The sequence below is a fragment of the Butyrivibrio sp. TB genome (assembly GCF_900110805.1).
GTDB classification, from domain to species: Bacteria; Bacillota; Clostridia; order Lachnospirales; family Lachnospiraceae; genus Butyrivibrio; species Butyrivibrio fibrisolvens_C.
In genome coordinates this window covers 13,936-36,999 of sequence record NZ_FOER01000025.1, presented here as the reverse complement: position 1 = coordinate 36,999, position 23,064 = coordinate 13,936, and the positions used below count along the sequence as shown (strand labels likewise).

Genomic DNA, 23,064 nt, shown 5'->3' with positions numbered 1-23,064 from the left:
TCCACCAAAATAAGTTACAATAAGAGCTGAATGCACATTTATAAAAGGAAAAGGGTGAAAATGAGAAGAAAAGTTTTATCTGTCCTAATACTGGCATCAGCTCTTTTTTTAATGTCAGGTTGTAATAGTAAAAGTAAATACCAGGAAGAATTAACAATAGATGTTTTTGCAAGCGAAGCAAACAGTCAGGGGATTCAGTCAGGATGGTTTGCCAGGTGTATACATGACAGATTCAATATGAATCTCAACGTCATATCTATCAATAATAATTATAACGGTGCAGTTCTCAAGGATGTCCGGGCAGCATCAGGCTATCTTGGAGATATCATCTTCATATCAGCCCAGAACAATGCTCTTAAGGATCTTGTAGATGCGGGACTACTCCTTGATATGACTCCTTATATCAAGGATAAGGACATAATGAAATATAAGGATGCGATAGAGAAGCTCAACAGCGGCCTTGATGGCATATATGCTATTCCTTCAAGTATATCAACACTTCCTCCGGATACCCCTTCAGATATCATAGATTCTACATATGCTCCATATCTAAGATGGGATATATACTCTAAGGTAGGAAGCCCTAAGATGGACACTTTAGAAGATATGCTTGATGTTCTTGAGAAGATGCAAGAAGCATATCCTACAACACAGTCAGGACAGAAGGTGTACGGTTTTTCACTATTTGATGACTGGGACAATAACATGATGACTCTTGCCAAGCAGCCCTGCTGTTTTTATGGATATGATGAAAATGGATTTGTGCTTTCTAAAGCTGACGGAAGTGATTATCAGTCCATACTTGATGATGACGGACTATATTTAAGATCACTGAAATTTTATTTTGAAGCTAATAGAATGGGGCTTGTGGATCCTGATTCAAGGAATCAGGATTATGGCGAAGTTTTTAGTAAGTATCAGGATGGAGCAGTACTTTTTAGTCCATGGCCATTCCTTGGCGCATCTGCTTACAATACTGATGAGCACATGGCTATGGGGCAGGGATTCATGATGGCTGATATAGGCGATATGCTTATATATGAGCATGGCAGCTCCCCTGACGGAGTATATAGTCAGGTTGTCTGCGTTGGCGCTGATGTCAAGGACCCTCAGAGAATGGTTGATTTTGTAGATTATCTGTACTCTGATGAAGGCGTCTATGAAAATCAGGCAGCAGAAAATGGCGGAAGTGCAGGCCCTGAAGGCGTTACCTGGGAGATGTCAGACGGAGCGCCAAGACTTACTGATTATGGAATTGATGTTTTTTATAATCAAAGCAGCGGCGTCATCCCCGGAGATCCCAATGGATATACCTATAGAGACGGAGTATCCATACTTAACTATACTGCAGTGCAGCTCTCGGAGACTGCAGCTAACGGATTCCCGTATTCATATCTTTTATGGGATAGTGAACTTTCAAGAACCTCAACAGTACTGCAGGATGAGTGGAAAGAGGTTATGGGCGCTGACAATACAATGGATTATCTTATAAAGAACGACAAGATCATAGTATCCCCGGGCTGTGAATATAACGAGATGGAAGAAAGCGCTGAGATCAAAGAGATAAGAGAAGCAGTAAAGCGTATCGTAGTCCAGGGATCCTGGGATATGGTATTTGCAAGTGACATAGATGAGTTTGAAGCTATCTGGGATGACATGAAGAGAAAGTGCATGAGCCTTGGATATGAAGATGTATATAGTTTCGATCTTCAAAATGCCATGGCCAAGGGCAAGCTCAAACAAGAGATAATGGAAGAAAAGAGAAAGTAACAGGAAAGATATATGCAGGATAGTAAAATTAGTGTAATGATAGCTGATGATGAAGAAAATATCAGAGCAGGGCTTAAATGCATCATGGACTGGGATGACCTTGGATATAGCGTAGATTATGAAGCTGAGAATGGCGAACAGGCTCTTGATATTATCGAAAAGTCAAAACCTGAAGTGGTAGTCATGGATCTGAATATGCCAAGGATACAGGGAATCGATGTTATCAAAAAGGCAAGGGAAAAAGGATATCCCGGAAGGTTCATAATACTAAGCGGATATTCTGATTTTAAGTATGCCCAGTCAGCTATAAAATACGGAGTTACGAATTATCTCACCAAGCCTGTAGATGAAGATGAGCTTCAAAAGACTCTTGAAGATATAGGCAGGGATCTTAGCCTTGAAAAAGAAGAAGAAGGAAAGCTTCAGAATATCCGTAAAAAGGCAAGAGACTCTGTGATACAGGATCTTCTAAGAAGTAATGAACTTGATCTAAGCATAGAAGAACTTGGCAAGATGAAACTTATGTATGATAAGTATCAGGTAGTTGTCTATGAAACTTATCATACTGACAGGCAAAGGCCTGAATATAAACTTCCGGAGCTTCTATCTGCTTTTATCGATGCCAGAGACTATGAATCCTGTATCATGAATGAAAGAGCAGTGATACTTCTAAAAGGTAAGGCTGCTGTATCCAGATTTAGGAAGTTCCTTGAATATTATGACAAAAGACCTATACAGGAAGATTCACCTCTTGATGCTATATTCCTTACATATGGAAGATGTGTGGATAAGGCCTGTGATATAAAGATATCCTGTGATGAAGCTATGAAGCTGAGTGACAGGAGATTCTTTGGAGATATGGGCGTTCATAAGATGGGCTATGAAGAGCTTCAAGTATTAAGCAGTCAGAATAAAAGCGTGATCACCAAGGATATACTAAGAGACTATACCCAGAAGATCATAGGTTTTATGCAGGCCGGGTCAATAGACAGAACCCTGGAAACCTTAAATGAGATGAAAGCCTGTCTGTGTGCTTCTAATGAGAATTCTACTGCCATAAGAATCTACATGACAGATATGATCCTTGAGATCAAAAATCAGATATCAAGGATATATCAGGAATCCGGAGATATTTTTGCAGAGAACTCAGAGATAATAGACTTTCTGGAGACGAGATTCTATCTGTATGAGATTTTTGAATACATTCAGGACATAGCTTTTAAGGTAGTTCAGATGGTGCGTGGAAGACAGGGTGCAAGGAGCACTATGGAAGATGCTGCAGCCTATGTTGATCACAATTATTTTAAGAATCTTACACTTGAAGTGGTTGCTCCTTTATTTGGTTATAACAATGTGTATTTTGGCAAGGTATTTAGTAAAGAAATAGGAGTAAGCTTTAATACTTACCTCAATAAAAAAAGGATCGAAGAAGCCAAAAAGCTTCTTACAAGCTCCGATATCAAGATCTATGATATTGCTGAAAGAGTCGGCTACAGCGATGTAGACTATTTTGGAAGAAAGTTCAGGTCCATGGAAGGCATAAGCCCCGCAGACTACAGAAAGAAGGCAAAAGGAAAATAGATCATTACAGGAAACTGCTATACTCTCTGCTGGGATGATGCGAAAGTCATCGATTGTAATATAATAACCTGATTTGCGTTTTCAAATCGGAATAAGTCTGTTATAATCATTTAGTTGGGAAAGAGATAATAGATATTCTTTCGCTTTGAAAAAAGACAAAGGAGCGATCATGAGTAAGAAAGCATTAGTGATTGGCGCTGGACCTGCCGGTCTTACAGCAGCCTATGAGTTATTAAAGCAGGATAAAGATATAGAAGTTATCGTCTTTGAGGAAACTGAGCAGTTCGGTGGTATTTCAAAGACTGTTAATTATAAAGGTAACAGAATGGATATGGGCGGTCACCGCTTCTTTTCCAAGATACCTGAAGTTAATGCATGGTGGGACAACATGCTTCCTATGCAGGGACACCCTACCTATGATGATATAGTACTTCACAGGGATATGCCCGTTCATGAGGGCGGCCCTGATCCTGAGAAGGAAGATCGTGTTATGCTCACTCGTCACCGCGTATCACGTATTCTTTTTGATGACAAGTTTTATGATTATCCGATCTCATTAAAGCCTGAGACATTCAAGAATTTCGGACTTCTTACAACACTTAAGGTTGGATTTTCTTATCTTAGATCAGTATTTCGTAAGCTTCCTGAGGATAACCTTGAGAATCTGTATATCAATTCATTCGGACGTAAGCTTTACAGCATGTTCTTTGAATATTATACAGAGAACCTTTGGGGCAGACACCCGTCTGAGATCGATGCTTCCTGGGGCAAACAGCGTACCAAGGGACTTTCTATCTTCGGAATCATCAAGGACTACCTTGGACGAGTATTTAAGGTCAAGAATCGTAAAGTCAACACATCTCTTATCGAGGAGTTCAAATATCCTAAGCTTGGTCCCGGTCAGCTCTGGGAAGTAACTGCTGATGAAGTAGTGAAGCTCGGCGGCAAGATCATCAAGAATGCCAAGGTTACTAAGGTTCACAAGTCTGAAGACGGAATCCTTACATCCTTAACATATGTAGATAGCAAGGACGGATCAGAGCATGTAGTAGAAGGTGATTATTTCATATCTTCTATGCCACTTCGTGATCTTGTAGGCGGTATGAACGATGTACCTGCAGAAGAGGCAAGGATCGCTGAAGGACTTCCATATCGTGATTATATGACTCTTGGAGTTCTGGTTCCAAAGCTTAAATTAAAGAATCTTACAGATATCAAGACTATCCAGAACATAGTTCCTGACTGCTGGGTATATGTACAGGATCGTAAAGTTAAGCTGGGACGTTTCCAGATTTATAATAACTGGTCACCATATATGATCAAGGATCTTGAGCACACTGTATGGGTTGGACTTGAGTACTTCGTAAGCGAAGGTGACAAGTACTGGAATATGACAGAAGATGAGTTTGCTAAGCTTGGAATCGATGAGATGGTCAAGATCGGTCTTATAGACAGCGCCGATGAAGTTCTTGATTATCATATGGAGAAGGTTAAGAAGGCATATCCTGCTTACTTCGATACATATAATGAGATCGACAAGCTTGTTGCATATCTTAACACTATCGATAACCTCTACTGCGTAGGACGTAACGGTCAGCACAGATACAACAATATCGACCACTCCATGGTTACATCTTTTGAAGCAGTTAAGTGCATCGTAACAGGAGATAAGAACAAGGATAAGATCTGGTCTGTTAATACAGAGCAGGAATATCATGAGACAGAAGAAGTCAAAGAAGAGGCTGAAGTAGACTAAATATTAAAAGCTGCTGTGCATTTGTGCGCAGCAGCTTTTTTGACCTTTGAGGTTGTTTGCAAACTGCCCACTTATCAAAAAGACACCATCCCATGGAGCATAATTCGTCTGGGTGGTTTAAAATGTATTGTCGTGTCTTGAAGGTGTTAAAATTCAAGGCATGATATCTGGGTATTTATATTCTAGGGTCTGAAACTCGCTTTGCTCAGACATGCAGACCCTAAGAAGAATACAAATACCCATCTATCACGCTCTTGAATTTATTAACACCTTCAAAAGAACACGACAATACATTTTAAACCACCCAGACGAACTATGCTCCAAGGGATGGAGTCTTTTTGACAAGTGGGCAGTTTGAGTTATTTATAATTTGAATAATGTGCTAAGAAGACCTCGTCCAAGGCTTGCGCCTACGTTGCCGCCAAGAGTCTTACCGAATTTGCCAAATGTGCTTCCGACACTCTTACCAACTTCGCGTCCTACGGTACCTGCAACAGAATTACCTACAGACTTTGCAACTCTCTTTTTCTGAGCTTCTGCAGCTTTTTGAGCTTTCTCTTTTTCTTTTGCAGCAAGGGCATCGGCTTTAGCCTTTTCCTTGGCAGCAAGAGCATCAGCCTTTTCTTTTTCTGCAGCAGCCTGCTCTTCAAGACCTTTTCTTTCAAGGAATTCATATGCAGAGTCGGGATCATATGCCTTTTCATATTTACTATAGAGCATAGCACCTTTTATAGCTCTGTCTCTTTCGATATCATCAATACTTCCAAGAGCACTTCTTGGAGGAAGGATTGTAGCGATATTGGCAATAGCAGGAGTTCCGTCTTCCTGAAGCATAGATACAACAGCTTCGCCTGTTCCCAGCTGCATGATAGCATCATAGGTTGAGAACTCAGGATTAGCTCTAAATGACTCGGCAGCAGCCTTAACAGCTTTCTGCTCGGCAGGAGAGTATGCGTGAAGAGCATGTTCTATCTTATTGCCAAGCTGAGCCAGTACTCCGTCAGGAACATCGCGAGGGTTCTGTGTTACGAAGTATATACCTACGCCCTTGGACCTGATGAGCTTGACAACCTGCTCTATCTTATCAAGAAGAGCTTTGGATGTACCATCAAAGAGAAGATGAGCTTCATCGAAGAAGAATACGAACTTGGGCTTATCAAGATCACCAACTTCCGGCAGGCTCTCAAAAAGCTCTGACATAAGCCATAGAAGGAACATGGAGTATAGGGTTCCGTTTTGCATAAGGCTTCTGGAATCAAGGATGTTGATAACACCCTTACCTTCAGGACTAAGTGAGAAGAAGTCCTGAATATTAAGTGCAGTCTCGCCAAAGAACTTATCCCCTCCTGCCATCTCAAGGGCAACTACAGCTCTCTGGATAGCTCCGATCGACTGAGGTGACATCTTACCATATTCTGCTGCGAACTCTTTGTTGTTGTCAGAGATATAGTTAAGAAGAGCTTTAAGATCCTTGGTATCTATTAAGAGAAGATCATTGTCATCAGCGATCTTGAAAGCTATCGTAAGGATATCGCTTTGAAGATCATTAAGATCAAGGATTCGGGACAGAAGAAGTGGCCCCATCTCTGATATGGTGGTTCTAAGCGGGATACCATTCTGACCATATATATCCCAGAATACAGCCGGATACTTCTGATAACTGTAGCCGTCAAGGTTTATGGAAAGCTTGGAAGCGCGATCTTCCATACCTGAGCCTTCCTTGATCATGCCTGCCAGATCACCCTTAACATCTGCAAGAAATACCGGAACTCCAAGATCTGAGAATGACTCTGCCAGAACCTTTAATGATACTGTCTTACCACTGCCTGTAGCACCAGCGATAAGACCGTGACGATTAGCTTTGTTTGGAAGAAGGAAGATCTCTTCGCCTGCGTTTGTCTTTCCAACAAGTATTTTACTGTCTTTGATCATATTGAATTCCCCCCTATCATGATGTATGAATATATGAATGGAACTTTGCACTTGCCAAACATACGTCAATTCTTACAGCTGTGTGGTGTGGGCGGTTTATAAAGTCTTTTCGTGTCTTGAAGGTGTTATAAATTCAAGGCATGATATCTGTAGCTTTATATTCTGGGGTCTGAAACTCGCTTCGCTCAGACATGCAGACCCCGGGCAGAATATAAAGCTACATCTATCACGCTCTTGAATTTTATAACACCTTCAAAAGAACACAAAAAGGCTTTATAAACTGCCCCCACCACACAGCTGTAAGAATTGACGTATGTTTGGCAAGTGCGAAGTTTAAGTTATATAAAAAGTGTATTTGGATTCGTTAATCAATAAACGATAGAATCATACATAGATGTTAGCACAAAAAAACTGTGAATAAAAGATAGTTACAATTGGCTTGCGAAGCTTGAAGAAACATAATGAATTATAGATGATTTGTGTTGTTAAGCACTAGATGTTTATGATATCATTGCCTCTGTGGTAGCAGTTTTCTTTGAAATACTGCGGGAAAGAACGAGTGACCTATGAACATTATGGAAATGCTTGGAGGATGATGATAATGAGTACAGATTATAAACTTATGGCAGCTCAGCTTAAGAGCCTTATGGAAGATGAGAAGAACTATATGCCGGTTCTTTCTAATGCATCAGCCATCCTTAATGACACACTTGATGATATCAACTGGGCAGGATTTTATCTTGTAGATAATGGAAGCCTTCTTCTTGGACCTTTTCAGGGACATGTAGCCTGCATCAGGATTCAGCCAGGCAAGGGAGTATGCGGAACTGCTTATGCCACAGACACAACCCAGCTTGTAGAAGACGTGCACCAGTTCCCCGGCCATATCGCTTGTGACAGCGCATCTAATTCAGAGATAGTAGTTCCGATCCATAAAGATGGCAAGGTTGTAGCCGTTATGGACATAGACAGCCCCTTGCTTTCAAGATTTACTAAAGAGGACAAGGAAGGTCTTGAAGCTTTTGCTAAAGTGATAGAAGAGGCGTCTTTTACCGACGTAGAATAATAAAATCGTGCTGGCTACATGTGCGATCAAACGTTAGGTCATCTGGGAGATGTTCCAACTTCCAGGTGATCTTTGTTTTTGCATTTGTACATCTCAAAGTCAGCTCTTGAGAATACATGCATGTAGTTACTATCCATATCCTTGTCGTAGACAGCCATACCGTATGCAATAGATACAGCTTCATAGAAATGCTTAGATGATTGCCTGTTGATCTTTTTCATATTTATGTTTACCGGCTTATATTAGTATATAATAAAGCCTGAGAGCATTGGGACATGCTTTTTAAAGTGACAAAAAATCCTTTATCTATATCGGATTATATATAAAATTTCATTACTATAACTTTTGATTTGAGTATTGAAGAAGTCTCAAAAGTTATGGGTGATACGCGGATCATCCAAATGGAAAGTCAGAGTAATAACAAACAGACAGGTATACCGGCAGTTAGATAGTAAGAAATGTTAAAGGATAAAATATAAATGGATATTAAGGATAAGATCTGTAGTAAGGAAAATGATAGTAATAAAGAAAATGATATTAATATAGCTAAGGATATAGAAGTATCAACATGGATCAAAAAAATGAATCAAATGATTCATAAACCAGACGTCAAGGCTATGGAAGAAGCTAAGAGTCATCTTGATGCTATAGCCAAGCCTCTTGACGGTCTTGGGAGATTTGAAAAGATGCTTGTGAAGATAGCAGGTATAACTGGTGATCCAAGGATTGACTTATCATCCAAGAAAGTTCTGGTATTGTGCAGCGATAACGGAATCGTAGAAGAGGGTATAAGCCAGTCCGGGCAAGATGTTACAAGAGCTGTTGCCATAAGCCTTGCCAAGGGTACTTCCAGCGTATGCCGTATGGCAATGGCAACAGGAGCTGAAGTGATACCTGTTGATATGGGTATAGCCTGTGATAAGACGCCTGAAGGAGTGAAAAGTGAGGTTTCGTCTGATAATATATCAGGCTGCGGTGACAAAGGTGATGTCTGTACATACTCAAGGCGGGGATCAAGGAATTTTGCCAAAGAACCAGCTATGACAAGTGATGAAGTTATACACGCCATAGGTGTAGGAAGACTCCTTGTAAGAGAAGAAGCTGCCAGAGGTACTAAGATAATAGCTACAGGTGAGATGGGCATAGGCAATACTACGACATCAAGCGCTATAGTAGCAAGGCTCTTACATAAGAATGCGGCGGATGTAACAGGAAGAGGAGCAGGCCTTGATAACCACGGCCTTAAGCACAAGATAGATGTTATTAATGCCGCAATAGATAAGTATAATGATGCATCTGAATCCGATGATGCGTCCTATGCTTTTAGAACACTTAAAACTTTCGGCGGATATGATATAGCAGGAATGGTAGGAATATTCCTTGGAGGAGCAATTTATAATGTCCCGATAGTTATAGATGGACTTATCTCAGCGACAGCTGCTCTTGTTGCATCATATCTTTTCCCGGGAGTGTCTGATTATATGCTTCCAAGCCATATTGGAAAAGAGCCTGCGATGAAAGAGATACTAGGTAAGCTGTCTCTTGAACCTGTGATCTGTGCGGATCTTGCCCTTGGCGAAGGGACAGGAGCAGTGATGCTCTTTCCGCTTCTGGATCAGGCTCTGTCTGTATATAATGGTAATACGACTTTTGATGATATCTCTGTAGGCAGGTACACAAGATACGATCATCAGGCAGATGATCACAAAGCAAATAAAAACGAGTGAAGAAGCGGTGACAGATAATGGTGTTTTTTATAACAGGCGGCAATGATAACGGCAAATCCGAATATGCAGAAGACCTTGTGATAAAGCTAAGTCCCGGAGGGAGATCTGCCGGATATACAAGGATCTACCTTGCGACTATGGGCGCCAGAGACGAAGAGAGCCTAAAGCGTATTAAGAAGCATATCTTTAGAAGAAAAGATATGGAGTATATCACTATAGAGAAGAGCTTTGATGTTGGAAGCATAGATATCGGTAATACAGGTATCAGAAGTACAAGTATTAGCAATACAAGTATTGCGGATATAGCTAATGGTAACGTAAAAAATGTTAATGAGGATAAAGGTGGCAAGAGGATACTTCTCATAGAAGATATTCCTAATCTTCTTGCAGGAGAGATGTTCAAAGGTACATCCTTTTATCCGAATGTTGCAGATAAGATCACCGCTGATATTATGAAGCTGATATCAGCCTGTGAACATACAGTTATAGTCACCAATGAAGTCTTCTCTGACGGCATGATCTATGATGAATATACTACGACTTATCTTAGAGAGTTTGGCACTATAAACAGAAGACTTGCCGGGTACTCAGACAAGGTAGTAGAGCTGGTCTGTGGGATACCTTGTATTGTCAAGGAATGAAATCTGTAAGAAGTGTATATGCTTATAACCAGAAGGAATGATTAAAATATGGAATTATATGTAGGCGGCGCCTTTCAAGGCAAAAAAGAATATGTAGACGATACTTATCGTGATATAAAGAAACTAAAATGGTGCAACGCAGAAAACTGTGATGAAGCAGCACTTTTTGATTGTGACGCAGTCTATAACTATCACGAGCTCATAAGAAAACAGGTTTTAAACGGGATAGATCCTGAAGATAAACTTTGCGACCTTATAGACCATAATCCTGATATCATAATAGTCTGTGATGAAGTTGGATGTGGTGTGATACCTATAGACCCAAAAGACAGGGCATACCGCGAAGCTGTAGGAAGATGCATGTGTAAGGCAGCTTCAAAGGCTGACAAAGTTATAAGGATCATATGCGGTATCGGACAGGTTATTAAATGATCTATATACTGCTTTGCAGCGACTTTGGTAATACTGAATTGTCCAAGTGGTAAGTTTGAGTCATTTACTATGGATAAGAGATAGAAGTTTGTAAATTGGTGTCGCGAGCCCCATCAATTTGAACCATTAGACACTTTCTTTGCTCGCAAGAGGTTGTTTATGGCAATATCGTCATTCATTATTTTTAATACAATATGTATACTTACAGGCATTGTCCTTGATCTTCTTGTGGGAGATCCTATAGGCTTTATTCATATTGTTATCGTGATAGGAAGGTATATATCTTTTTTAGAGAAAAAATTGTATAAGGATACAGATGATGATAAGACTATGGAGTTCAAAGGCTCTGTAATAGCCTTTATCGTGCCTGTTACAGTTATGATACTTGCAGGAATAGTTCTTGTTATCTCATTTAAGATACATCCTGCAGTATATTTCGTTATTGAAAGCTTTCTATGCTGGCAGGCGGTTGCTGCAAGAGATCTTGCATATGAGAGTATGCGCGTATATAAGGCTCTAAATGGTGAGAAGATAACAATTCCTGATTTTGAACACGGCGGCAAGATCGTTTTGGATGCTGTAAATAAAAGCGCTTTAGAAGGTGAAGATGTACAGAATCTGTTAAAAAAGCAAAAGCTTGAAAATGCAAGACGGGCTGTATCACTTATAGTTGGAAGAGACACAGATTCACTTGATGAGACGGGAGTTATTAAGGCAGCAGTTGAGACTGTAGCTGAGAATACTTCGGATGGGATTATTGCTCCTCTTTTTTATATGTTCCTGGGAGGAGGGACGCTTGCTGTTATGTACAAGGCAGTCAATACCCTTGATTCTATGCTTGGATATAAGAATGACAAGTATATGCATTTTGGAAGTGCGTCAGCTATCCAGGATGATTACTGGAACTACATCCCTTCAAGGCTTTCGGCTCTTCTTATGTGTCTGGCAGCTTTTTTTACAAAGATGGATCATAAGAATGCCTATAGGATATGGAAGAGGGACAGATACAAGCATGAAAGTCCGAATTCAGCGCAGACAGAAAGCGCCTGTGCCGGAGCCCTTAATATACAGCTTGCGGGCGATGCATCATACTTTGGACATATCAAGCACAAGGACACAATTGGAGATCCTGTCCGCCCTGTAGAAAGAGATGATATCAAAAGGGCCTGCAGGCTTATGTACGCGACGAGCTTTTTGATGATGATGATAGGACTTATTATTAGAATACTGGTGTACTGGATTATTCTTATCTGATCAGATTACTTGTTTGTGAATTAGTATCAACATATGATCATGACAATGATCAATACGGATACGGTTTACTATTTCTATAAAAGAGGATTACGATGATATACGAACATGGTGGTGACATTTACAATAATGATATAGAGCTTGATTTTTCTGTTAATCTGAATGCATTTGGGATGCCTGAAAGTGTGAAGAGAGTTATTGCAGGCAGCCTTGATAAGGCAGAAAACTATCCGGACCCTGATTGGCACGATCTTAGAGATGCTATAGCGGCGTGGGAGAAGACTCATACAGGCGCAGATCTTGTTCCTGAGCAAATCATATGCGGTAACGGTGCATCCGAACTCATACATACTATAATTCAGGCTTCCTGGCCTTCATCTGCAATAATCCAGACTCCGGGCTTTTATGGATACGAAAGGTCCTTGGAAGCCGCAGACTGCCGTATTATACGTGGGGACTCCATGTCAGTAATGCCGGGAGTCAAACTTAGAAGTGACAGAGAAGGTATATATTTTATGCCTACTGAGAAAATGGCGGATCAGATAAGGAGTCAAAGACCTGATATGGTCATCTTGTGCAATCCGTCTAACCCCGTAGGATCCTGTATAAATGAAGAGATACTAAAGAAGATCCTTGCAGCGGCACGTGAAGTTAAGGCAAGGATTGTGATAGATGAGTGTTTTCTGCCTTTTTGCTCAGATTTTGCCGGAAGGAGTGCTGTAAGGTTTCTAGAAGATTATCCCAATATGATGATCATTAGAGCTTTCACTAAGCTCTATGCAATGCCCGGGATAAGGCTTGGCTATGCTATAAGCGGAGCAAGGCTTTGGGGAGAGCAGACTCTTAAGCTCCTTCCGGAATGGAATGTTGGAACACTGGCGCAGGCAGCAGGAATCGCAGCTCTTAAAGATGAGGAGTATCTTAAAAAGTCTCTTTCTTATATTTCAAAGCAAAAAGAAGTCCTTATGCAAAAGCTTCTGTTCCTTGGAATGGATGTAATCCCCGGAAAGGCGAATTTCCTGCTCTTTAGAAGCCCGCACGAGGTAGATCTTAAACATGCTCTTATTCCCAAAGGAATACTCATAAGATCTTGCAATAATTATCCGGGACTTCCGCATTTTGGATTCTACCGAGTATGTGTAAAGAAGGAAGAAGACAATGACAGACTTATTGATGCCTTAAAATCAGCATTTTAACGAATTTTGTGGGATAATGACTTCAAAAGAACGTAAAACAATGAATATTACGAAATAACGATGATTTAAAAGAAAAAATTCAAATGATTATATTTAAAATATTTTAAATACAAAAACGCGTCTAAGACACTGTCATAGACGCGTTTTTGACGTGTATACCAATAGTATATGTGCGGAATGCAGCACAAATAGAAGCGTTATAACAGCTGAAAAATCCCAAAAGCAGATCATTAGCAGTTTTTAACAAAAGCAGCCTACTTGATACAGCATTAATGCTGCATTTGGTATGACAGACAATTGATTTTCGTGACAAATTAGCTATATTTCGAGCAATGTCATTTGATTTTTGTAGTAAATATGCTATATTTAGAGGGTGATTGTTATATAGAAGATTTAGTGATTTAAATCTGAAGGGAATACCCACCATTAAAAAAGAATAGAAAACTTTTTCACAGGGTGAATTGAATTTCATAGATGAAGTTCTTATTTGTGTTACGGTTTTTTAGGAAAAAGGGTACGGAGGGGAAATGTATGAAGAGACGACTTGTAAGAAACTTACTCTCAGGTGCAGTGGCTGCTACCGTTCTATTCCAGGTCATGGGAAGATGCGGTATAACAACCTACGCGGAAAACAGCTCAGATCAGATGATCGGAGACCAGACCATTTCAGACAATGGCGATAATAATACGGGTGATCAGACTACTGATAACGAAGCTACGGGTAATGATGTATCAGATAATGGTTCTATAGGTGATGGAATTATAGATGATGGTCAGGATGATTTAGATGATAGTAATGTTCAGGGTGGCAGTGAAGATCAGACAGAATCAGACAATTTAGATCAGGAAGGACAGGATATAGAAGATTCTGAAACAGATCTGGATAGTGAAGAAGCTATACCGGAAGAAGGATCTGAAAAGGATAATACCAAAACAAATAAAGAAGTCACTGAAGGTAAAGGTGATGACGAAGCAGAATATAAGGTTGTAACTATAACTTATATAGCAGGAGAGGGTGGAACTCTTGAAGGGATTACTAATGGAGAGACATCATTAACTGAAGAAGTTGTTATAGCATTAGATGATGATAATACAGATGAAACAGCTTCAGAGGAATCAGCAGATACTTCTTATACTGATGAAGAGGACATTGCGGATTCATCCGCAGACGGTTCTGCAGAGCTTACTTCTGTTCAGGAAGATACAAATACCAGTGCTGATACAGCGAAGGCTCCAGATGAAGTGGTAGAAGAATCTGTAGATGCTGCACCTGCAGAAGATAGTGAAGCTGCATCTGCAGATGAGACAGTTGAAGGAGCTACAGCTCTTCCTGAAGAAGGATATGAATTCGTAAGCTGGACACTTGCTGATACTGACAGCCTCGTATCAACTGAAGAAAGTCTTGAGCTTTCTGCCTCTGATATAGAGACTCTTAGCGGCGATGCTAATGAGCTTACATTCATGGCAAGCTTTAAGCAGGCTGATGTCTATACATCTGTGGATTTTACACCAACAGTTTATTCTTCTCTTTCAGGTAAGGATCTTACTGCCGGAGAGTTTAATTACTACATGGTAAGTACTGATGCAAATGGTAATAGTATAGATGGTTATGAAGCTACTGCTTCAAACCAGGCAGATGGAGTTGTACAGTTCCCAAGCATAACCTATGACAAGCCCGGAACATATTATTACAAGATAACACAGACAGATGAAGGAAAAGAAGGCTATACTTACGACAATAACTTTTATTCTTTAAGAGTGTATGTAGCCGAGGATGCTGATAAAGCCGGCGCTCTTAATGCAAATGCTGCATATTTTAAAAATGCAAGTGCACCTGCAATTACTGTTAGAATGTATGATTATGAAGAAGATTCCAGTAATGGAAGCCCTATAAATGATGGTCACGCATTTAAGTTTTCCAATGGATCGAAGTATCAGGGCTTTAACAAATGGGTCGGATCTCAAAAAGGAATATATCAGGGTATCGTATTAACAACTCTTGGAGAGGATGGCTATCCGGTATTAAACAGTGCTGTTACTAAAAGTAGTGAAAGTCTTGCTTACCTTTTTAACGGAACTACTGATGGCGTAGAATCATATAATGAGAACGCTACTTTATATAACGCTGATGGTAATGGAATGTATACCTACAATAGTAGCAGTTTCTATCCTTTTGGCACAGGCAACAATCTGTTTGGAGTAGTTACTGAGACAGCCTTTATAATACCTGAAGACGGCAAAGCCGGTGATAGTGATATGGTCTACCGCTTCTCAGGAGATGATGATGTATGGGTATATGTTGATGGACAGCTTGTTATAGACCTTGGTGGTATACATGATGCCTATGGCGCTGAAGTTAACTTTAATTCAGGTGATATCTCATATTTCAATCCAGGTGGAAACGGCATTGCACCAGATAACAAGTATATCAATAATTTAAGTGAAGTCTTTTCAGAAGGATGGAAAGACGGACAGATGCACCAGCTCAAGATCTTTTATTTTGAACGTGGTAAGTATAAGTCAAACTATAACTCAATGTTTAATCTTAATCTGATCGCTAACTTCAGCAATACATATGAACAGGTTATAGTTCCTGATGTTCCCAAGGAAGATCCGCCAGTAACACCTGAAGAACCCACTGTAACACCGCAGGATCCTCCTGTAGTACCTGAAACACCTCAGGAGCCTGCAACTCCAACAACTACTACAACAACTACTACAGAAACTCCTCAGACAACTTCTGAGCAGGCTGTGACTAAGGAGACACCTATAAGCACACCTCCAATAGCAATGGTGGATGAAGAGCCTGAAGTTCTTGGTGAAACAAGACTTGCAGTTACTGATGAAGGCGAAGAAGAAGCAGTCCTTGGAGAGTCCAGAAATCGTACAACAGGTGATGATTTCAATATTGCAGGGAACATTATAATAATAATAGTTGCAGCTATGGCAATTGTCGTACTTGCGGCTCATGCCAGAAAGCGCAGAACCATTGACTGATTAGAATATTGATCCAAGAATCTTGGTCCAAGATTCTCTATGAAATAGTAATCGCATAAGGTTAAAAAAGTCGCCCGGAGACAACATCTCGGGCGACTTTTTTATGGTATGAGACGCTTTATTATCTCTTTGTAATTGTCCGCTTCATGAGGGAATGTACAGCTCATACAGCTTTTAATGATCTTATCGCCCTTTTGGATATATTCAGGGCTTCCCGGACATTCATCCTTGAAATATAAAGGGCAATAACAAAAAAGACAGTTCATATGCTCCATCCCGTTATGACAAGGGTAGTATTTGCAATCTCTGTTTTCAAAATACTTAAATGAATTCTCCATAAAAACTCCGCTTTGAATAAATACTTTTACGCGATAATTATAACACATTGCATTTCGTCGTATAAAATATGCTTTCTGTCGAAATATGCTTTACATCTTAAAAAAAGTGGTATTCTGATAACTGTCAGCAGGGAACAAGTCGCTGACCGATTCCAACAATCAATTTTAACAATGAGAGGAAATGACAATGAGAAAAAAGATTGTAACTTTGTTTTTAACCGGTTTGTGCTCAGCATCCATGGTATTTGGCTGCGTGGGAACTACAGCATTTGCACAGAAGGGATCTTCAGATAGTAAAAAGTCTCAGACTTCTAAAGATAGTGATGATAAAAAGGATTCAAAGAAGGATTCCAAGGACGATTCCAAGAGCGATTCAAAAAAGGATTCCAAGGACGATTCAAAAAAGGATTCCAAGGACGATTCAAAGAAAGATTCTAAGAGCAGCTCAAAGAGCGGATCAGGAAGCAGTTCCAAATCAAAGTCCAAGGATTATGGCGATGCAGAAGAAGTCCTTGCAGAGGCTTTTGAGACAATCTATGATTCAGAGTGCATTGGATTGTCAGGCACTAGCACAGTGACATATGATGACGGAGAAGAGGCTTTATTTGATTCATATATCCTTGCAGATGATAGCACATATATCGAAGTTCTTTCTAACGAAGACGACAGCGACATAGCATATCTTGTTGTTGCATATGAGAACAAGAAGTCTTGGGACAAGTATATCATCCCTGCAGGTGGCGCAGAGGACGATATTACAATTGACGAGGTCGACTTTGGAGATCTTGAAGAGAGCGGATATTCAATAGCTGTAGGAACACTTGCTGATGTTTCATCTGCTGAGTGGGAAGAAGGCAGTGAAGGTGAGACCATCGAGGCTGAGATAGATGATTATGATCTGACCTATACAGCAGATCTTGATGATGATTCCAAAATCGAAAGAATAGAAACATCAAACGGAGAGGATTACGAGATCTATTACGATGAAGAGATCCAGTACATCGTCAAGGATTTCCTGAATGTTCTCGACGAGATGGAGCCTGATGACGGGGGTTATATCGAATCATTCAGAGAAGGTATTGAAAGTTCTGATGAATACGACTATGACGATGACTATTCAGACTATGAAGTCGATGGTGATAAGCTTGGAACATATGTAGATACACCTATCTATTGGCTTGAAGATCTTGTAGAGCTTCTTGATGAAGATGACTATAGCTATGATGAAGTATATGAAGCTCTTGAAGCTCTTGATGGAGCTGTAGAAGATGGCCTTGATTATTACAGTAGTGATGCAAGCGGAATGTTTTCTGCAGGTTATGATGACAATGCATATGCTAAGGTAAAGAAGGGTAAGACAGCTACATATATCCTCCTGTTCTATATACCTGAGACAGACAGCTATGGACAGATTGAAGTAACTGTAAAGAATACTACTAAGAGTGATCAGTATGCTATCGATTGTGAGATTACAGGTTATTCTGTAAGTGAAGAGTAATAAATAGCTATAGCTAAGATAAACTTGGATAATAAAAAATAAAGTATGAAAAAAGGGTGTGGTCAGATTGACCACACCCTTTTTAAAAGACTATTATTCAGCGTCACGAACGAATGTTATTTCAGTTTCTTCATCTAAATTATCTTCATCCATATACTGGATACCTGTAAGATTACCATCTTCGTAAGTAAGGACCCAACCTTCACCTTTGTTGCCATCTTCATCAACAGTATCTACACCTTTAAGAGTGATTGAATCTCCATCTATTTCATATTCGCCGCTTTCTTTTTCTTCGAAATCAGAAGCATCATAAAGTGTCATGAAATCTGCGATGAAGTCTTCCTGAGTTTCATATCCTTCATACTCCCATATTGAGGAATATCCATAATCAGCTAATTCGTCTTCTGTAACACCATAGACATAATAAAAAACGTCGACATTGTCATTCATGAATTTCTCTAAGTTATCTAATGTAGCATTAGCATCTGATGAATATGTATACTCTCCTTCAGAAAGCTCAAGATGTACAGTTTCAACCCATGATCCTTTCCATTCATAACCTTCAACGTCAACTGATTCTGAAAGACCATTTATAAAGCCATCTGTCAGATCAACCTCTGCAGTATAATTTCCGTCAAAGTTTTTCTTGCTGCAGCCAATAAGTGAAAGCATCATTGTTGCAGCGAGTGCAATAGCACTTAATTTCTTCATCATAATAATTTTATCCTCCTAATTAATTAAAACGCAACTATTCTTTTTTACCATGTTTGGAGTATAAATGCAAGATAATATCTGATTTAAAGTGCTTTTGTGTTTTAAATTAAGAATGCTTGGGACTGTATTGTAAGCCCCAAGCATTCTTAGTAGATAGCTTTTATAGATTATTTATTCTTCTGCTTCACGTACAAATGTGATATCTGCATCTTCATCTACGCCAAGATCACTAAAGTTAATGCTGCCTTCAAGATTACCTTCATTATATGTGAGGGCCCAGTCTTCGCCTTCTTTATCAGCTGCATCTACATCCTTAAGTGTGATTGAATCTCCATCAATTTCATATTCACCGGAATCTTTTTCTTCAAAATCTGAAATACTGAAATTGGCCATATATTCTTCAACATATGCTTCTTTGGATTCATAACCTATTGCTTCCCAAACTGAAGAATAACCGGCAGCTTCAAGAACTTCTTCAAGAGACATTCCTTCAACATCAGGATTTGAAGCAAGACCTTTTTCAATAATACTTACAATGTAAGACTCAATGTTATCGTTTATATAAGTTTCAAAATTGTCTAAGGTTGTCTTTGCATCGACAGCGATAGAATATTCTCCTTCTGAAAGCTCAAGCTGATAAGGCATGATAAGAGTGCCTGTCCACTCATAGTCGCTTGAACCTTGAGATGATGCAATAGCATCCTGAATAACTGATGCCATGTTTACAGAATCATCACGAACAAATGATATTTCTGTGTCTTCATCTATATCAAATTCACTCAGGTCAAGAGTTCCTGTGAGAGTATCATCTTCGGATGTGAGGCTCCAACCATCGCTGCCGTCAGTTCCCGCACCTTTAAGTGTGACTGTATTTCCATCTGTTTCATATTCGCCGGATGTTTCTTCGTCGAAATTAGAAGTATCGAAGTAATCCAGATAGTCTTCAATGAATTCTTCTTTAGATTCATAACCCATTGTCTCCCAAATAGAAGAATAGCCTGCAGCTTCAAGAACCTCATCAAGAGTCATTCCTGAAAGAGAAGGCTCTGAAGAAATCTCGTTTTCAAATACACTGACCATGTAAGGCTCGATATTATCGCTTATGAAAGTCTTGAAATTGTCTGATGTAGTCTGACCGTCGATAGAGAGAGTAAATTCTCCATCTGAGAGCTCGAGCTGCATAGGAACAACAAGAGTTCCTGTCCATTCATAATCGCTGGAACCTAAAGTATCTTCAATGGAACTCTGTATGGCATCACATATGTAATCAGCTATGTCAACTTCAGCAGTGTATGCTCCATCAAAGCTTTGACTTGAGCCTTTCCCAAATGTAAGCGAACTCTGAATTGTTGAAGCCATGATCTTGGATAGATCGATATCAGCATTGTAGTCGCCATCAAAGTTCTTCTTTGAGCATCCAACAAGTGACAGAATCATTGTTGCAGTAAGTGCAATAGCACTGAATTTTTTCATCATATTTTTTCCTCCTTAAAACTGACCATTTTTTATAGCATTTTGTGAGCAAAAAAACAAGTTGAATTGAATAGCTTATCGTTTTATTGAAGGAGAATAGTGATCATTTTTATTGCAGATGTTTGGCTGCGTTTGATCACTATATCATAATATAATGCGTGACATAATAGTATAGAACTTGACACACTGACTTTATTTTGCTAAAACAGATAAGGTTATTAATTCATAAAAAAGGGTAAATTAACGATAAATGTCCCCCGTTTTGCTATAACAGTGGAACAGGCGTTTATCGTTTTTGTATGTTAGAGGAAAAGAGGACAAAATTATGGAAAAGTATGAGTTTTTGAAAGATCTGGCGATCATATTGTTATCAGCCAAGTTCTTCGGTATTGTCGCTAAGAAGTTCAAGGCACCTCAGGTAGTTGGAGAGATCATTGCAGGTCTTATTGCGGGTAACTGCCTCCTGGGTCTTGTACAGGAGTCTGATTTTATATCAGGTATAGCAGAGATCGGTGTTATCATGCTCATGTTTGAAGCAGGACTTGGCACCAATATGAAGAAGCTTAAAGAGACAGGTGTTAAGGCTACTATCATAGCCTGCTCAGGTGTATTTATTCCACTTATTCTGGGCGCTATATTGTATATGTCTTTTTATGGTTTTGCTTCCTATGGTACAGAAGAATTCACCAAGGCTCTGTTTATCGGAACTATCATGACTGCTACAAGTGTTAGTATCACAGTTGCTGCTCTTAAAGAGATGGGCAAGCTCTCAAGCACTGTAGGAACTACAATCATGAGTGCAGCTATCATAGATGATGTTATTGGTATCATCGTACTTACTATGGTTCTGGGCCTTAGAGATACTACTCAGAATCCCGGAATGGTAATCGTTAAGTCTGTTCTTTTCTTCGTTATAGCAGCTGTTTCAGGTGTTGTGGTTTATAGAGTATTTGCATGGCTTGATACAAGATATGAGCACACAAGACGTATCACAATAGCCAGCCTTGCATATTGCCTTGCAATGGCATATATTGCTGAGAAGTATTTTGGAATCGCTGATATCACAGGCGCATATGTAGCCGGTATCGTTCTGTGCAACCTTGCAGATGCTTCTTATATAGAGCGCCGCATAGATATAAGTTCATACATGGTATTTGCTCCTGTATTCTTTGCAGGAATAGGTCTTAAGACAAGCTTTGATTCTATGAACAGTACGCTCCTTGTCTTTTCTATCGCATTTGTAATAGTCGCTCTTATTGGCAAAATTATTGGATGCGGACTTGTATCCAAGGCACTTAAGTTCAACTGGTCCGATTCACTTAAGATAGGACTTGGAATGATGACAAGAGGAGAAGTAGCGCTTATTGTAACCAATAAGGGCCTTGAAGCCGGGATTATCTCTAATGAATACTTCTCTGCCGTAATCCTCCTTATCATAATCAGTTCTATTTCAACACCACTTCTTCTTAAAGCGGTTTACAACAAGGATGAGAAAAAGAAGCTGGCAGCCTGATCTTTATTATAATGTTAGTGCAGTTGTTAGAGAGTAAGTTACTCTGACAACTGCATTTTTTTACCCGAAATAAGTAATAAGGTTAAATAATTACAGTTCTTTTTTTATCTTGTAAATAAACATTTATAGATTTATCATTAGTATATATAAGATTTTGTCTTCAATAATTGTAAACAATTTAAGAAAATGTTCTTGGGCAGTCATCAAATGCCCTATATGCCAGCATTAGATGACTAACATAAGGCATTTTCTAAAGTCGTTTACTATGGATTATGAAAAATTTTTTGTAATCGGCAGGTTGTAATCGGCGTTTATAACATGGCAGACTATAAATGATCGGTACAGCAAAGAAAGGAGACAGTCTATGAAATACATTTGTCAGATATGTGGTCACATATATGACGAAGAAAAGGAAGGAGTTCCTTTTGAGCAACTTGGAGATGACTGGACATGTCCTAAATGTCATCAACCAAAATCTGAATTCAAACCCGTAGAAGAGAAAGAGGATACAGACATGGCAAAAACAAATCCATACGCAGGAACCAAAACAGAGAAGAATCTTGAAGCAGCATTTGCAGGTGAATCTCAGGCAAGAAATAAATATACATACTTTGCTTCTGTAGCAAAGAAAGAGGGATATGAGCAGATCGCAGCTCTTTTCCTTAAAACAGCAGACAATGAAAAAGAGCATGCTAAGATGTGGTTCAAAGAGCTTAAGGGCATCGGCGATACCAAGGAGAATCTTGCAGCAGCTGCTGATGGTGAGAACTATGAGTGGACAGATATGTACGAGGGCTTTGCTAAGACTGCCGAGGAAGAGGGTTTCCCGGAGCTTGCTAAAAAGTTCCGTGCTGTAGGCGAGATCGAGAAGCATCATGAGGAGAGATATCGTGCTCTTCTTAAGAATGTTGAGACTGCTAAAGTCTTCGAGAAGAGTGAAGTTAAGGTTTGGGAGTGCAGAAACTGCGGTCATATCGTAGTAGGAACCAAGGCTCCTGAAGTATGCCCTGTATGTAATCACCCTCAGTCATACTTCGAAGTTCACGAAGAGAACTATTGATAATAAACTCCATAGCTTACTAAAAGGATGTCATAAATGTGACATCCTTTTTTTGAAAGTGCGTGCAAGGCCAGTGCGGTATCCCCTAAAGCTTTGCCGGGGCGGATGATATATAAACC

18 protein-coding genes and 1 pseudogene are annotated in these 23,064 nt (G+C 39.7%); 14 read left to right on the top strand and 5 right to left on the bottom strand.

All coding sequences use genetic code 11. The features are described 5' to 3' along the window. Positions 1-60 precede the first annotated feature (60 nt). From BMX21_RS15345 to BMX21_RS15335, 3 genes are all read left to right on the top strand, one after another. Positions 61-1,770: a type 2 periplasmic-binding domain-containing protein gene (locus tag BMX21_RS15345; protein WP_177174065.1), complete on the top strand. Its 1,710-nt coding sequence runs from the start codon at positions 61-63 to the stop codon at positions 1,768-1,770. 12 nt (positions 1,771-1,782) lie between these two features. Beyond that, positions 1,783-3,351, top strand: coding sequence for a response regulator transcription factor (locus tag BMX21_RS15340; protein ID WP_092045696.1), 1,569 nt, complete (start codon positions 1,783-1,785; stop codon positions 3,349-3,351). 169 nt (positions 3,352-3,520) lie between these two features. After that, the gene (locus BMX21_RS15335) at positions 3,521-5,107 is read left to right on the top strand and encodes an NAD(P)/FAD-dependent oxidoreductase (protein ID WP_092045694.1); all 1,587 of its coding nucleotides are present in this window, start codon (positions 3,521-3,523) and stop codon (positions 5,105-5,107) included. Positions 5,108-5,470: 363 nt separating this feature from the next. Here BMX21_RS15335 and BMX21_RS15330 read toward each other — a convergent pair whose 3' ends face one another. Beyond that, entirely contained in the window at positions 5,471-7,039 is a 1,569-nt protein-coding gene (locus BMX21_RS15330; RefSeq protein ID WP_092045692.1) for a helicase HerA-like domain-containing protein, read from the bottom strand. Positions 7,040-7,640: 601 nt separating this feature from the next. Between BMX21_RS15330 and BMX21_RS15325 the strand changes: the two genes are divergently transcribed. After that, positions 7,641-8,105 carry a GAF domain-containing protein gene (locus tag BMX21_RS15325; protein ID WP_330390248.1) on the top strand — a complete coding sequence of 155 codons (465 nt, stop codon included), beginning with the start codon at positions 7,641-7,643 and terminating at the stop codon, positions 8,103-8,105. Between the two features lie 38 nt (positions 8,106-8,143). Here BMX21_RS15325 and BMX21_RS15320 read toward each other — a convergent pair whose 3' ends face one another. After that, entirely contained in the window at positions 8,144-8,326 is a 183-nt protein-coding gene (locus tag BMX21_RS15320; RefSeq protein WP_092045688.1) for a hypothetical protein, read from the bottom strand. Positions 8,327-8,584: 258 nt separating this feature from the next. On the opposite strand from BMX21_RS15320, the gene BMX21_RS15315 reads away from it, so the two are divergent. The 6 genes from BMX21_RS15315 to BMX21_RS15290 all read left to right on the top strand — a co-directional run bounded on the left by BMX21_RS15315 (position 8,585) and on the right by BMX21_RS15290 (position 16,349). After that, a complete protein-coding gene (locus BMX21_RS15315) occupies positions 8,585-9,832 on the top strand; it encodes a nicotinate-nucleotide--dimethylbenzimidazole phosphoribosyltransferase (protein ID WP_092045686.1) in 1,248 nt (415 codons plus the stop codon). A gap of 17 nt (positions 9,833-9,849) precedes the next feature. Further along, entirely contained in the window at positions 9,850-10,473 is a 624-nt protein-coding gene (locus BMX21_RS15310; protein WP_051199455.1) for a bifunctional adenosylcobinamide kinase/adenosylcobinamide-phosphate guanylyltransferase, read from the top strand. A gap of 48 nt (positions 10,474-10,521) precedes the next feature. Beyond that, positions 10,522-10,905, top strand: a complete 384-nt coding sequence (locus BMX21_RS15305; RefSeq protein ID WP_092045684.1) for a bifunctional adenosylcobinamide kinase/adenosylcobinamide-phosphate guanylyltransferase — start codon at positions 10,522-10,524, stop codon at positions 10,903-10,905. A gap of 159 nt (positions 10,906-11,064) precedes the next feature. Beyond that, entirely contained in the window at positions 11,065-12,159 is a 1,095-nt protein-coding gene (gene cbiB, locus BMX21_RS15300) for an adenosylcobinamide-phosphate synthase CbiB (protein WP_092045682.1), read from the top strand. 92 nt (positions 12,160-12,251) lie between these two features. Beyond that, the gene (locus tag BMX21_RS15295; protein WP_092045679.1) at positions 12,252-13,352 is read left to right on the top strand and encodes a pyridoxal phosphate-dependent aminotransferase; all 1,101 of its coding nucleotides are present in this window, start codon (positions 12,252-12,254) and stop codon (positions 13,350-13,352) included. Positions 13,353-13,883: 531 nt separating this feature from the next. Beyond that, positions 13,884-16,349 carry a PA14 domain-containing protein gene (locus BMX21_RS15290; protein WP_177174064.1) on the top strand — a complete coding sequence of 822 codons (2,466 nt, stop codon included), beginning with the start codon at positions 13,884-13,886 and terminating at the stop codon, positions 16,347-16,349. Positions 16,350-16,450: 101 nt separating this feature from the next. Here the strand turns inward: BMX21_RS15290 and BMX21_RS15285 are convergent, their stop codons facing one another. After that, positions 16,451-16,687, bottom strand: coding sequence for a cysteine-rich small domain-containing protein (locus tag BMX21_RS15285; protein WP_022754909.1), 237 nt, complete (start codon positions 16,685-16,687; stop codon positions 16,451-16,453). A gap of 187 nt (positions 16,688-16,874) precedes the next feature. On the opposite strand from BMX21_RS15285, the gene BMX21_RS15280 reads away from it, so the two are divergent. Further along, a complete protein-coding gene (locus BMX21_RS15280; protein ID WP_092045675.1) occupies positions 16,875-18,185 on the top strand; it encodes a hypothetical protein in 1,311 nt (436 codons plus the stop codon). Between the two features lie 93 nt (positions 18,186-18,278). Here the strand turns inward: BMX21_RS15280 and BMX21_RS15275 are convergent, their stop codons facing one another. Together BMX21_RS15275 and BMX21_RS15270 are read right to left on the bottom strand one after the other, a co-directional pair. Continuing rightward, positions 18,279-18,899, bottom strand: coding sequence for a hypothetical protein (locus BMX21_RS15275; RefSeq protein ID WP_022754907.1), 621 nt, complete (start codon positions 18,897-18,899; stop codon positions 18,279-18,281). Between the two features lie 171 nt (positions 18,900-19,070). Beyond that, positions 19,071-20,375, bottom strand: a complete 1,305-nt coding sequence (locus BMX21_RS15270; RefSeq protein WP_022754906.1) for a hypothetical protein — start codon at positions 20,373-20,375, stop codon at positions 19,071-19,073. Between the two features lie 322 nt (positions 20,376-20,697). Between BMX21_RS15270 and BMX21_RS15265 the strand changes: the two genes are divergently transcribed. The 3 genes and pseudogenes from BMX21_RS15265 (at position 20,698) to rbr (ending at position 22,945) form a co-directional block, all read left to right on the top strand. Continuing rightward, positions 20,698-21,885, top strand: a complete 1,188-nt coding sequence (locus BMX21_RS15265; RefSeq protein WP_092045673.1) for a cation:proton antiporter — start codon at positions 20,698-20,700, stop codon at positions 21,883-21,885. Between the two features lie 364 nt (positions 21,886-22,249). Further along, positions 22,250-22,357: pseudogene (locus BMX21_RS20085) on the top strand (rubredoxin); the annotation flags it as partial. A gap of 42 nt (positions 22,358-22,399) precedes the next feature. Next, a complete protein-coding gene (rbr, locus tag BMX21_RS15260; RefSeq protein WP_027204281.1) occupies positions 22,400-22,945 on the top strand; it encodes a rubrerythrin in 546 nt (181 codons plus the stop codon). Positions 22,946-23,064 lie beyond the last annotated feature (119 nt).

Coding starts and splice junctions, on each gene's coding strand:
- BMX21_RS15345 (WP_177174065.1), top strand. CDS start 61: ATGAGAAGAAAAGTTTTATCTGTCCTAATACTGGCATCAGCTCTTTTT.
- BMX21_RS15340 (WP_092045696.1), top strand. CDS start 1,783: ATGCAGGATAGTAAAATTAGTGTAATGATAGCTGATGATGAAGAAAAT.
- BMX21_RS15335 (WP_092045694.1), top strand. CDS start 3,521: ATGAGTAAGAAAGCATTAGTGATTGGCGCTGGACCTGCCGGTCTTACA.
- BMX21_RS15330 (WP_092045692.1), bottom strand. CDS start 7,039: ATGATCAAAGACAGTAAAATACTTGTTGGAAAGACAAACGCAGGCGAA.
- BMX21_RS15325 (WP_330390248.1), top strand. CDS start 7,641: ATGAGTACAGATTATAAACTTATGGCAGCTCAGCTTAAGAGCCTTATG.
- BMX21_RS15320 (WP_092045688.1), bottom strand. CDS start 8,326: ATGAAAAAGATCAACAGGCAATCATCTAAGCATTTCTATGAAGCTGTA.
- BMX21_RS15315 (WP_092045686.1), top strand. CDS start 8,585: ATGGATATTAAGGATAAGATCTGTAGTAAGGAAAATGATAGTAATAAA.
- BMX21_RS15310 (WP_051199455.1), top strand. CDS start 9,850: ATGGTGTTTTTTATAACAGGCGGCAATGATAACGGCAAATCCGAATAT.
- BMX21_RS15305 (WP_092045684.1), top strand. CDS start 10,522: ATGGAATTATATGTAGGCGGCGCCTTTCAAGGCAAAAAAGAATATGTA.
- cbiB (WP_092045682.1), top strand. CDS start 11,065: ATGGCAATATCGTCATTCATTATTTTTAATACAATATGTATACTTACA.
- BMX21_RS15295 (WP_092045679.1), top strand. CDS start 12,252: ATGATATACGAACATGGTGGTGACATTTACAATAATGATATAGAGCTT.
- BMX21_RS15290 (WP_177174064.1), top strand. CDS start 13,884: ATGAAGAGACGACTTGTAAGAAACTTACTCTCAGGTGCAGTGGCTGCT.
- BMX21_RS15285 (WP_022754909.1), bottom strand. CDS start 16,687: ATGGAGAATTCATTTAAGTATTTTGAAAACAGAGATTGCAAATACTAC.
- BMX21_RS15280 (WP_092045675.1), top strand. CDS start 16,875: ATGAGAAAAAAGATTGTAACTTTGTTTTTAACCGGTTTGTGCTCAGCA.
- BMX21_RS15275 (WP_022754907.1), bottom strand. CDS start 18,899: ATGATGAAGAAATTAAGTGCTATTGCACTCGCTGCAACAATGATGCTT.
- BMX21_RS15270 (WP_022754906.1), bottom strand. CDS start 20,375: ATGATGAAAAAATTCAGTGCTATTGCACTTACTGCAACAATGATTCTG.
- BMX21_RS15265 (WP_092045673.1), top strand. CDS start 20,698: ATGGAAAAGTATGAGTTTTTGAAAGATCTGGCGATCATATTGTTATCA.
- rbr (WP_027204281.1), top strand. CDS start 22,400: ATGGCAAAAACAAATCCATACGCAGGAACCAAAACAGAGAAGAATCTT.